Origin of the sequence: Streptomyces sp. NPDC051940 (assembly GCF_040680895.1) — a bacterium.
GTDB lineage: Bacteria > Actinomycetota > Actinomycetes > Streptomycetales > Streptomycetaceae > Streptomyces.
This window is the reverse complement of sequence record NZ_JBFAXR010000200.1, coordinates 1-10,724: the sequence shown is the minus strand read 5'-3', so window position 1 is coordinate 10,724 and position 10,724 is coordinate 1. Positions and strand designations below refer to the sequence as shown.

The 10,724-nt window shown below is 72.5% G+C and carries 8 protein-coding genes and 3 pseudogenes; 4 read left to right on the top strand and 7 right to left on the bottom strand.

The features are described from left to right. Positions 1–87 precede the first annotated feature (87 nt). Positions 88–216 (bottom strand): annotated as a pseudogene (locus AB0M28_RS38370) (hydrophobic protein); the annotation flags it as partial. Between the two features lie 93 nt (positions 217–309). Further along, a pseudogene (locus tag AB0M28_RS38365) lies at positions 310–1,117 on the bottom strand (thiamine pyrophosphate-dependent enzyme); the annotation flags it as partial. A 202-nt stretch (positions 1,118–1,319) separates the two neighbouring features. On the opposite strand from AB0M28_RS38365, the gene AB0M28_RS38360 reads away from it, so the two are divergent. Both AB0M28_RS38360 and AB0M28_RS38355 read left to right on the top strand, forming a co-directional pair. Continuing rightward, on the top strand, positions 1,320–1,550 hold the full coding sequence (locus AB0M28_RS38360) for a DUF6458 family protein (RefSeq protein ID WP_365415109.1): 231 nt from the start codon (positions 1,320–1,322) through the stop codon (positions 1,548–1,550). Positions 1,551–1,567: 17 nt separating this feature from the next. Continuing rightward, positions 1,568–1,903, top strand: a complete 336-nt coding sequence (locus AB0M28_RS38355) for a DUF6479 family protein (RefSeq protein WP_365415107.1) — start codon at positions 1,568–1,570, stop codon at positions 1,901–1,903. Between the two features lie 100 nt (positions 1,904–2,003). Here AB0M28_RS38355 and AB0M28_RS38350 read toward each other — a convergent pair. Next, positions 2,004–2,152: pseudogene (locus tag AB0M28_RS38350) on the bottom strand (ferritin-like domain-containing protein); the annotation flags it as partial. Continuing rightward, positions 2,149–3,060: a non-homologous end-joining DNA ligase gene (ligD, locus tag AB0M28_RS38345; protein WP_365415105.1), complete on the bottom strand. Its 912-nt coding sequence runs from the start codon at positions 3,058–3,060 to the stop codon at positions 2,149–2,151. The gene ligD and the pseudogene AB0M28_RS38350, both read right to left, overlap by 4 nt. A gap of 82 nt (positions 3,061–3,142) precedes the next feature. Between ligD and AB0M28_RS38340 the strand changes: the two genes are divergently transcribed. Continuing rightward, positions 3,143–4,936, top strand: a complete 1,794-nt coding sequence (locus tag AB0M28_RS38340) for an NUDIX domain-containing protein (protein ID WP_365415103.1) — start codon at positions 3,143–3,145, stop codon at positions 4,934–4,936. A gap of 45 nt (positions 4,937–4,981) precedes the next feature. Here the strand turns inward: AB0M28_RS38340 and AB0M28_RS38335 are convergent, their stop codons facing one another. Next, complete coding sequence (locus AB0M28_RS38335; protein ID WP_365415102.1) at positions 4,982–6,769, bottom strand: glycoside hydrolase family 20 zincin-like fold domain-containing protein; 1,788 nt, start codon at positions 6,767–6,769, stop codon at positions 4,982–4,984. A gap of 180 nt (positions 6,770–6,949) precedes the next feature. Between AB0M28_RS38335 and AB0M28_RS38330 the strand changes: the two genes are divergently transcribed. Further along, positions 6,950–7,333, top strand: a complete 384-nt coding sequence (locus AB0M28_RS38330) for a nuclear transport factor 2 family protein (RefSeq protein WP_365415100.1) — start codon at positions 6,950–6,952, stop codon at positions 7,331–7,333. Between the two features lie 73 nt (positions 7,334–7,406). On the opposite strand, the gene AB0M28_RS38325 is transcribed toward AB0M28_RS38330, so the two are convergent. Next, a complete protein-coding gene (locus AB0M28_RS38325; protein WP_365415098.1) occupies positions 7,407–9,521 on the bottom strand; it encodes a PQQ-dependent sugar dehydrogenase in 2,115 nt (704 codons plus the stop codon). 286 nt (positions 9,522–9,807) lie between these two features. Next, on the bottom strand, positions 9,808–10,587 hold the full coding sequence (locus AB0M28_RS38320) for a DeoR/GlpR family DNA-binding transcription regulator (RefSeq protein ID WP_365415096.1): 780 nt from the start codon (positions 10,585–10,587) through the stop codon (positions 9,808–9,810). Between the last annotated feature and the right edge of the window lie 137 nt (positions 10,588–10,724).

The following is a 10,724-nucleotide window of genomic DNA, read 5'->3' as shown; positions in this document are numbered from 1 at the left end:
CTCCTGCACGGCCCGCTGGAGGACCAGCCGGTGGGCCCGAAGCGCCGTCGGCTGGGCGTCGACTACAACGTCGTCGCCCGCTGGTCCGGGCTGCTCGAGGAAGCCCAGCAGCCACACGGCCAGGACCACCACGGCGATGATCCACAGCACCTTCCAGGCGAAGCCGACTCCGAAGAGGAGCAGTACGATCAGCAGAACCAGCAAAAGGGGAACCATAAAAGCACCTCCAGGAATGCCGGGTTCCCCGCGCCCCGGAAGTGATTCCGGTGCCGCGGCGGTAATTCCGCCGAATTCCGGAACATTCCCACTTTACTCCCGCTCACCCTTGCGCGAACCGCCCGGCAGGAACTCCTGCATCTTCGCCTTGAGCCCGCGTCTGACCATCGCCCCGCGCTCCGGATCCCCCTTCAGGGTCGACTTCGACGGCTCGAACTTCGGCGCGCCGCCCATCGCCCGCATCTTCCAGGTCACCTGGTTCAGATCGCGGTTGTTCCACACGCCGACGACCAGGCGCGGATCGCTCCACGAGCCGTAGTACTTGGCGGCGGTGATCAGCTCAGCCATCCCGTTCATCTGCATCGCCCCGTCCCCGGCCAGCGCCTTGGCGCCGATGGCATACGGCACGGCGCAGCCCATCGTGGCGAGCCGTCCCGACAGCGAACCGCGCATCCGCCCGAGTCGGAGGTCAGCACCGAGTCGTCCGGCAGCAGCGGAAGCAGCGCCCGCAGTGTCTGCTTCGCGTCACCGACCAGGTTCACCTCGTACGGATAACGCAGCCCACCATGTGCGGGTCGATGTCGATCTGCACGCTGCGGGCCCTGCCGAACTCCCGCAGGAACTGCGTGTACGGGAAGCTGGAGCCGACCGTGAGCAGCGTGTCGCAGTCCCGCATCTCGCGACCCCGGCCCCCAGCAGTTCCGCGACCTGCGCCACCTCCGCGCGGGCCGCCGCGCGTTCGATCGCGCTCGCGTCCGGGACGGGGGGTGAAATCGCTCCAGTTGATGCTGGAGGGCACCATCTTGAACTCGTGCGTGGGAGGCGAGTAGTCCGGCTCCTGCACGTCCGCCGGCACGATCACGGCCGTCGGGGCGCGCCGGGCGTACGCGGTCTGGTCGGCGACCGTGTCGGACATGACGGCTTCCCTCCGCGTCGGGTGACCGGATCAGTTCCGCGATCGGGTTTCCGGGGCCCAGGTCCGGAGACCCCGTGTGGGCGGCGGGCGGGCCGTCCGCATGCCGGGCATGGTGCTGGGTACCCGAACCATGCCTGGCCCACCAGAGCCATTCCGCAGTCGACACCCACAGCCGGAGGGACTTCTCATGGGCATCGGCGGATCCGTACTGCTCCTCGCCGTCGGGGCGATCCTCGCCTTCGCCACCGACTGGGAGCTGTCCGGTGTCGACCTCGACATGGTCGGCATCATCCTGATGGCTGCCGGGGCCATCGGCCTCGCGGCCTTCCTCAGCATCTTCCGGCGCCGCCGCGCCGTCCCGCCCACCGCGCAGCCGCCGGTGGTGGAGGAGCGCAGCCGCTACTACGACGGCTACTGACGGAACGGGAGGTTCCTGTGAACCTCGCACTGAACGACCTGCTGGTCGGCATCGGCCCCTTCGTGATGGGCCTGATCGTCGTGGGCATGTTGATCGGAGCCGTCTGGCTCGGCATGCGCATCCGCGACAACGAACCCCCGCCGCCCACCCCCGAGGAGCAGCCGAAGCTGCCCGAGTCGGGACCGGTCGTCGAGGAGCTGGAGATGCGCGAGGACATCGAGCAGACCGAGCTCCGCGACCGCCGCCGCACCCCGTACGAGGCCCAGTCGCCGCTCACCCGACGGAAGAAGGACCAGCGGCCGGGCAGGTGGGACGCCGGCCGGAGCGGCTCGTACGGCGGGGGCGTCGGCTGACGTCCGGGGGTGCGCCACGGACGCCGTGAGGCACCCCCGGGTGTCTCAACTCCGCTGTTCCGCCTGGAACATCCACATGTCTCGGCGCGAGGGCACGCGCCCGGCCGTCGGGCGGTACGCCGATCGCGGCGGCCGTTCGGCGACGGTGTCGGCGTAGGCGCGGGCGGTGGCGACCATCTCGTCCAACTGGAGGTGGACGGAGCGGAAACGGGGGCCGACGACGTTCCAGTGCGCCTACTTGGCGATCAGCGGTCGAGCCCGGACAGCCTGCGCCGCGCAGCCGTGAGCGAGCGTCCGCGGCGCCGGCCGCGCCAGACGTCGCCGGTGTCGCGCAGCCGGCCGGGCATCGTCCGCAGCGTCCAGTGCCGCGCCCCGATGTCCTCGTCGCGCAGTTCCTCCCAGGTCAGCGGTGCGGCGACCGGGGCGTGCGGGCGTGCCCGCACGGCGTAGGGGGAGACCGCGGTCTGGGCGTAGGCGTTGCGCTGGATGTCCAGATACAGCCGGCCGCGCCGCTTGTTCTTGCGCGGTTCGGTGGTGAGGCGGTCCGGGTGCCGGCCGGCGAGGAGCTCGGAGACGTCGCGGGCGAAGGCCCGTACGGAGTCGAAGTCCTCGTCACCGGCGAGGGGCAGCAGCAGATGCAGTCCGCGCGATCCGGTCGTCATCACCAGAGGGTCCAGCCCCAGCTCCTGGAGCAGGGCGCGCAGTTCGAACGCCGTCCAGCGGACGAGCCCGAAGTCGTCGCCCGGGGGATCCAGATCGAACACCAGGCGGTCGGGCCGCTCGGGCCGCTCCGCCCGGCTGAGCCAGACATGGGGGGTCAGACAGGCCTGGTTGGCCAGGTAGACCAGGGTCGCCGTGTCGTCGCAGACGGCCATCGTGACCGTGCCGCCCTCCTTCTTGACCTCCTCCGTGCGCACCCACGCCGGGTGGTTGCCGGCCACTGCCTTCTGGAAGAACGACTGGCCGTCCAGCCCGTCCGGGTAGCGCTCCATGCTCACGGGGCGCCCGCGCAGATACGGCAGCATGGTGCGCGCGACCGACCGGTAGTAGTCGATCAACTCGCCCTTGGTGATGCCGTCGTCGGGGAACATCGGTTTGTCCGGGTTGGACACGTCGACGGTGTGCCTCCCGACGCGCAGGCTCTGCTTGTCCGCCATGCGGTGACGGGTGGCCCGGGCGATACGCCGTCAAACGCGGGGTTAGGGTGCTTCATACGGACGGACGAGCCCGGGCGGGTGGATGACGGCGTTCAAGCGGTATGTGCACGAAGCCGACGGTGAGCGGCTGAGCTGTCTGGAGCTGCCCGATGCGGGTGGGGGCGGTACCACCGCCGTGCTGCTCCACGGGGCCGGCACCGCCGACAAGGAGCGGCTCGCCGGGCTGATGGGCGAGTTCGGCCGACTGGGCGTGCCGGCCCTCGCGTTCGACTTCTCCGGGCACGGGGAGAGCACGGGCGAGCTGCCGCTGCTCAGCCTGCGCAGGCGGTTCGACCAGGCGCGGTCCGTGATCGACGCCCGGGTGCCGGGCCAGGACCGGCTGGTGCTGGTCGGCTTCAGCATGAGCGGGCAGACGGTGGCGGACTTGGCCGCGCACTACGGCCCCCGGGTCCGGGCCGTCGGCCTGGGCGCCCCCGCGGTGTACGCGAAGCAGGCGTGGCCGCTGCGCTTCGGCGACGGGTTCACGGGCGTCATCCGGCGCCCGGGGAGCTGGCGGGACTCGGGCGCGCTCGAGGCGTACCGGCGCTTCACCGGGCGCGCGGTACTCGTCGTGCCCGCCGAGGACGCGGTGATCCCGGCCGAGGTGACGCGGGAGGTGGCGGCGGCGCTGGGGGAGCGGTCCCGGTTCACGCATATGGTGCACGACGAGGCCACCCACCATCTCGGCCGGTGGTTCCGGGAACACCCCGAGCACCGGCGGGACTTCGCGGCGGCGCTGCTCGACGACGAGGCGGCCGGCGGGCGGTCCTCGCGACAGGCGGGGCAGACCGCCCCGCCCGCCCGGCGCTTCACCGCCGAGGAGTCCCGCGCCTACTACGACGCCCTGCCCGCCCCCATCGTCGCTGCGACCGGCATCGTGCTGGACGGACGCGGCCGGGTGCTCGTGCTCACCCCGTCGTACAAGGACTACCTCGAACTGCCGGGTGGCGCCGTCGAGGGCCACGAGACGCCCGAGCAGGGGTTGGCGCGCGAGCTGCGCGAGGAGCTGGGCCTGGACCTGCCGGTCGGCCGGCTGCTCGCCGTGGACGCGGCGGGGCCGCGCCGCAGCAGCCGCGCCGTCGTGACGCACATCCACGCCGTCGGCCCGCTGACCGCGGGGCAGGTGGAGGGCATCCGGTTCGCGGACGGCGAGATCGTGGCCGCCGGCTGGCACGAACCCGCCGACGCCGAGCGCCTGCTGAAGCCGGTCCTCGCCGCCCGGCTGCGCGCGGCGCTCGCCGCACTGCACGCGGGCACGGTCGCCCACCTGGTCCGGGGCGCGGTCCAGCCCGGTTCGTCCGCCGCCCAGGACGCCGCCGAACGGGCCGGGCGCGAGCAGCGCGGCGAGCTGGACCGGGCGTCGTTCCTGGCCGGCCGGCCCAAGGTCCTCGCGGGCGCGAGCGTGCTCTGCGGCGACGTAACCGGCCGCCTGCTGCTGGTGCGCCCGGCGTACGACCCGGACCGCGGCTGGATCCTGCCGGGCGGCGGCGTCGACGCCGACACGGGCGAGACCCCGCGGCGCGCCGCCGCCCGTGAGGCCCGCGAGGAGCTGGGCGTGGAGATCACCCCCGGCCGCCTCCTCGCCGTCTACTGGCGCTGCGACGACCCGCGCCCGCCCACGACGATCCACCTCTACGACGGCGGCGTCCTGACCCCGGACCAGCTGGCGGCGATCCGCCTGGACCCGCGCGAGATCGCCGAGTGGCGGCTGGTCACGCTGGACGAGGCGCGCACGCTCGTACGGCCGCGGCTCCACGCGCACCTGGCGGCCGTGGCCGCCGAGCGGCTCTCGGGCGGGACGCGGACGCTGGAGCTGTACGACGAGGGGGAGGCCTGAGCCGGGTCGGGCTCAGTGCCTTCCTCCATTCCTGACGGGCCGGGCTCAGCCCTGTCCGTACTCCGCCGCCGTCCGCTCCAGCGAGGCCAGGCCCGCCTCCAGACCGCCCGGGCGGCTGCGCTCCAGCCAGGCGGCGCGGTGCAGCTCCGTCGCCTCCGCCAGATCGGCGGCCAGCGCCTTGTCGTCCGGTGCGGCGGGCGCGCCCGCCTCGCGGAGCAGGCGCCACGCGCCGTGCCGTACCAGCCGGGCCGCGGCGGTCAGCTCGCGCCGGACCAGCGCGCCGTCCGGGCTGCCGGGTGTGGCCGCGGCGATGTCCGCCAGCGCCGCGTCGAGGTCGGGGACCAGGGCCGTGAGCTGGTCGGCGTCGAGGCCCTCGCCCAGCAGGTACGAGCCGGGGACCACCGCCGCGGCCAGCGGGCTGGCGTTGAAGGACTGCCGGCCGGTGCGCCGCCAGGCGTGGCCGAGCGTGTCCAGCGCGGCGCTGAGCCGGCCGGTCGGGTCGGCGAAGACGAAGCGGTCGAGGACGGGGGAGAGCGCGAGGTCGCGGTTGGCGTCGGCGGACCAGGCCACCGCGGCGCCGTAGACCAGCGGCGGGAAGCTGACGGACGGCGGCTGGAGGTGGCCGTTGTCGCCCCAGTCGGTGATCAGATAGCCGCCCGCGCCGTGCTCGCGGCCGACGAGCGCCGCGTCGAGGAGGTTGTCGCGGGCGTTGTCGATGCGGCCGGTGAGGGTGTTCCAGGTGGAGGTGCCCGGGGCCACCCAGAACGGGTAGCCGGCCTCGGCGAACGGCGCCGCCACCGCCGCGAAGCCGGGCGCGAGCCCGTCCACGCCGTGCCCGACGGCCGCCAGCCTGTCGTGCACCGCCTGCGGCCACGCACCCCACGCGTCGCGGGCGCTCGGCGCCTCGTAGTCCCAGGCCACGGCGGTCGCCCCGGCCGGGAGCTCGCCCACCAGCTCCGGGTAGTGGGCGATGATGTCGCCCCAGAACTGCGGCTCGTACCCCTCCTCGAGGAGCGGCGTCAGCAGCCGGCGCAGATGGTCGGCGTACACCCGGCCCTTGCCGCGCTCCGCCGCGTCCGGCGCGCTCACCCCGCGGCCCAGCTCCCAGGTCTCGTCGCAGCCGATGTTGACCCGGCGGCTGGTGAAGTGCGGCAGCAGCTCCCGTACCAGGCCCAGCGCGAAGTCGGCGTTGTCCTCGGTCGGGGCGAGCGTCGAGGCGCCGCGGTGGGCGCCGAAGAGCTCGAAACCGTCCGGCAGCTCGGCCCGCGAGCGGTACGGCTCGTGGGCGAGCCAGCGCTCCATGTGCCCGAAGGTGTTCTGGTTCGCGACGAGCTCGATGCCCTGCGCCGCGCACAGACCGTCCAGCCACCGCACGTCGTCGGCGGTGAGCGGCGAGGCGTGGCGCCAGACCGGCTCGTGGTCCTGGTACGCGAAGGTGTGCTCGGTGTAGAGCTGGAGCTGGTTGATCCGCAGCAGGTCCAGCAGGCCGACGATCCGCTCCAGCGTCTCGCGGGTCGGCACGCGGCTGCGGCTGACGTCCAGCATGTACCCGCGGACCGGGAAGTCCGGCCAGTCGCGGACCCGCAGCCCGGGCCACGTGTCCTGCTCCTGCGCCTGCCGGCGGATCTGCTCGAGCAGTGCGCGCCCGTAGCGCAGACCGGCCTCGTCGCCGTGGCGCAGCTCGGCGCCGTCGGCGGTGATGTCGATCTCGAAGCCCTGGGCCGGCAGGCCCTCGGTCCGCGTCTCGCGCACGGCGGCGGTCAGCGGGAGTGCGCTCGCGCCGAGGATCTCGATCTGCTGCGGACGGGGAACCAGCGTCAGGTCGGTGTACATGGCAGCGACGTTACCCGGGTTGTCTAGACCACACCAGGGGCGGGGTGGCGGTGGGTGCGGTGTCACAGGGCGCGGACTACTCCCCGGGTTGTAACCGCAGTGCCTCCTTACGGCCGATGTGCCGCCTGCCGTTCACCGGGAGGCTGTGCCACGGAGGCCGAGACATGAAGGAGGCCGGTCATGGACGCGCAGCTCGCCGAGTTCGCCGCGCGCTGGGCCGCCGCGGAGCTCGCGGGGGACGTGCAGGCGCTGGAGACGCTGCTCACCGAGGACTTCCGGGCCGTGGGGCCGCGCGGCTACGTCCACGACAAGGACGCGTGGCTGCGGCGCTACCGGGAGGACCTGCTGCTGCACGACTGGTTCGACTGGGCCGAGGTCGAGGTGCGCGAGTACGGCAGCACCGCGATCGCGATCGGGCGGCAGAGCCAGCAGTCGACGTACAACGGGCTGGACATGGACGGGGAGTTCCGGATGACGCAGTTCCTCACCCGCTGCGAGGGCGAGTGCGGCTGGCGGCTCGCCGGGGTCCATCTGAGCCCCATCGCCGAGGTGCCGGCGGCCTGAGCGCGGGGGCGCCGTTGGGGTCCGCCGGCCGACGGGATCCGTGTCTCCGTCGGCCGGCGGAAGCCGGGACCGGTCAGCCGACCGGCGTGCCGGTGACCGTCAGCTCGCGCATCCGGCCGATGTTGTCGAACGACCCGAAGCCCACCCGGCCGGACGTGAAGGTCTTGTCGACCGCCGTCATCCGCGGGTAGTCCGAGCCGTCGACGTACACGGCGATCTCGCCCGTCGCCGCGCAGTGCTTCACGCGTACGCCGTGCCAGTCCGTGTCGGTGACCGACGGGGGCGCGCCGTGCGAGTGGACGGCGTCCCACTGGTCCTCGATCCGCACCCGGTCCGCGTTGTTCACCCGGAAGATCCCGTTGTGCGGGTAGATGGTGTTGTCCTGGGAGAGATGTGCGTAGTAGAACTCCGTGTCCGACTTCCAGCCGAAGACGATGATGACGTCCCGGTTGCTGACGGACACCGGGGTGTCGAGTCTGACCTCGGCGTCGACCTGGGCGTCACCGAGCACGGGCCCGTTCTTCAGCACCGCGTACTCGAACGGGCGCCGCGGCCCCGGCCGGGCGACCCCGGCCTCGGCGAGGATCACCTGGTCGCCGGGGAACTGCCACTTGGACGGGGTCACCGGGTCCCAGTTGCCGGCGTCCATGAGGTCCGTCTGCGTGACGGAGTCGCCCTCGCAGGACGCGAAGCGCCGGGTGTCGGTGACCTTGTAGATCTTGCCGTCGCCCTTGTTGAGGACGAACAGCTCACCCGCGGAGTTGCGGCCGAAGCGCAGGTCCACCCGGTTCACGTCGCCGACCACGGTGTCGGCCTGCAGACCCTGCATGGTGGTGCGCTCGCCGGTCGCGCCGTCGTACACCATCATCTGGTAGATCGTCGCCGGGGCCTCACCGAGCTGCATGTCGCCGGTGTGGGTGTAGAACAGGCGCCCGGAGACGTTGTCGGCGAACACGTACTTGCCCTGCAGCCCCGGCAGCTTGTTCGCCCGGTAGACGAAGCCGCCGATCACCGCGTGGCCGACGTCGTCCGTGCAGTTCCAGCCGGGCGGCGGGTTGTGGTCGAACTGGGCGACCGGGTACTTGTACCCGTTCTTCGCGTCGTCCGCCGGCAGCTCCGACAGCCGCGAGCAGGGGTCGGCGGCAGCGCTGCGGTTGTACGCGAACGTACCCTCGCGCTCGCTCCAGCCGTAGTCGCCGCCGGGCACGATCTCCTCGATCTCCTCGACGGCCTTCTCGCCGATGTTGCCGAGGAACATCCGGTGCGTACCGCCCGGATCCCAGCTGAACCGGTGCGGGTCGCGGAAGCCGTACGCGTAGATCTCGCCCAGGGCGCCGTCCTTGCCCAGCAGCGGGTTGTCCGCCGGCACGCCGTACTGACCGTTGGCGCTGTTCGTGCCCAGTGGGTCGATACGCAGCACCTTGCCGTGCGGGATCGCCAGGTTGCGCGGGTCGTCGTTGCGGGCGCCGCGGCCGCCGTCGCCGGCCGCGATGTAGAGCTTGCCGTAGTCGGCGGTGCCCTTGGCGGCGGTCGGGTTGAAGCCGATCTCCTGGATGCCGTGGATCTGGCCGTTGAAGCCGATCCGCATCACCTCGCGGTGGGTGCCGCTGAAGGTGTCGGCCGCCGGGTCGTCGGCGGTCCACTCGGTGATCACGCCGTGGTATGTCGTACCGGGCTGGGCCGTGAAGTCCACCGGCTTGGTGACCAGCGACGCCAGCTCCACATGGACGGTGTAGAACTTGCCGTTGGCCGCGTAGTCCGGGTGGTAGGCGACGAAGCCGAAGCCCTGGCCGAGACCCCGGTGGGAGAAGAACTGCGGCGCGAACGAGGCGCCCACGTCGAGATAGGTGTGCTGCCCGCCGCCGTCGGCGTCGAGCAGGTACATCTTGCCGTTGAGGTCCGGGACGTAGAGCCGGCCGGAGCCGTCGGGGACCTCACCGAGGTAGTTGATGCGGTTGTAGCGCATCAGACGTCCGTCGGTGACGGTCCCGGTCGCCGGCTGGGACCGGGGGAGCTGGGCGAACTCGGTGAGTTCCAGGCCCAGATCGGTGGGCGTGGGCTCTTCGGGGATGGGGTCCGCGAGCCCGGCTGCGGTGGTCTCGGCGTCCGCGGCGGCGGTCTGCGGTATGGGCAGCAGCGCGACCGCGGCTACCGCGACGGCCACTAAAGCGGTTCTGAACTTCGGCATCGCACCCGCCTTCGGAGATGTGCGGCTCGGATGGGGAGGTGGCGCGGTTCGGTTGGTGGGTCCACTTCGGGATCCGAAATGGAAAGCGCTTTCTAGGAAGCGCTTTCGCGCACGATATGGCGCTGGCGCGCGGTGGGTCAAGAGGGCTGCGCGGAGGGGGGTTTGCGTGTTCGGCGGGCCGGACGGAGGGGGCGGCCGGGGCGGCGGGGGTGGGGAGGTTGGGGCGGGGGGGCGTGGCGGGGGCTGGGGCTGGGACTGAGGTCCGGGGCTGGGGGAGGCCCCCGGGTCAGACGGCCACGACCGTGACCCCGGCCTCCTCGAACCGGGCCGCCGTCGCGTCGTCGATCCCGGAGTCGGTCACCAGCGTGTCGACGCGGTCGGCGGCGCAGATGCCGGCGAAGGCGCGCTTGCCCAGCTTGGTTGAGTCCGCGGCCACGATGACGCGCTCCGCGCGGTCGCACAGCAGCCGGTTGATGGCTGCCTCCGCCTCGTCCTGCGCGGCGGCGCCGTGCACGACGTCGAACGCGACGACGCCCAGCACGGCCACGTCGATCGTGATCTGGCTGAGCACGCCGTCGGCCAGCGGGCCGATCAGCTCGTACGACTGGGGGCGGGCCACGCCGCCCGTCACGACGATTTTGAACTGCGGGCGTACGGCGAGCTCGTTGGCGATGTTCAGCGCGTTGGTGACGATGGTGAGCGCGGGGCTGCCCTCGGAGAGATCGGGTCGTACGGCGAGCGCGCGGGCGACCTCGGTGGTCGTGGTGCCGCCGGTCAGCCCCACGGCCTCGCCCGGGGTGATCAGCCCGGCCACGGCCTGCGCGATGCGGTGCTTCTCGCCCGCCTGGCGGGCGGTCTTGTAGCGCAGGGGGAGTTCGTACGACACGCCGTGGACGACGGCGCCGCCCCGAGTGCGGACGAGCATCTGCTGCTCGGCGAGCTGGTCGAAGTCGCGGCGGATGGTGGCCGCGGACACGCCGAGGGTGGTGGCGGCCTCCTCGACGTCGAGGCGCCCCTGCTCGACGAGCAGCTCCAGCAGGGCCTTCCAGCGGGCGTCCCTCGACATGTGTTGCTCCGTTCCGCGGTTTCGGGTCTGGGAACCCTATCTCCTTGGTGACGGGGGACGGGGGGTCACCGTCCCGCTGTTCACCTCGGACGGCCACGACGACCACATGCTCACCGGCGGCTCCGTGCCCGGCCTGC

Coding starts and splice junctions, on each gene's coding strand:
- ligD (WP_365415105.1), bottom strand. CDS start 3,060: ATGGCGGACAAGCAGAGCCTGCGCGTCGGGAGGCACACCGTCGACGTG.
- AB0M28_RS38320 (WP_365415096.1), bottom strand. CDS start 10,587: ATGTCGAGGGACGCCCGCTGGAAGGCCCTGCTGGAGCTGCTCGTCGAG.
- AB0M28_RS38340 (WP_365415103.1), top strand. CDS start 3,143: ATGACGGCGTTCAAGCGGTATGTGCACGAAGCCGACGGTGAGCGGCTG.
- AB0M28_RS38325 (WP_365415098.1), bottom strand. CDS start 9,521: ATGCCGAAGTTCAGAACCGCTTTAGTGGCCGTCGCGGTAGCCGCGGTC.
- AB0M28_RS38335 (WP_365415102.1), bottom strand. CDS start 6,769: ATGTACACCGACCTGACGCTGGTTCCCCGTCCGCAGCAGATCGAGATC.
- AB0M28_RS38330 (WP_365415100.1), top strand. CDS start 6,950: ATGGACGCGCAGCTCGCCGAGTTCGCCGCGCGCTGGGCCGCCGCGGAG.
- AB0M28_RS38360 (WP_365415109.1), top strand. CDS start 1,320: ATGGGCATCGGCGGATCCGTACTGCTCCTCGCCGTCGGGGCGATCCTC.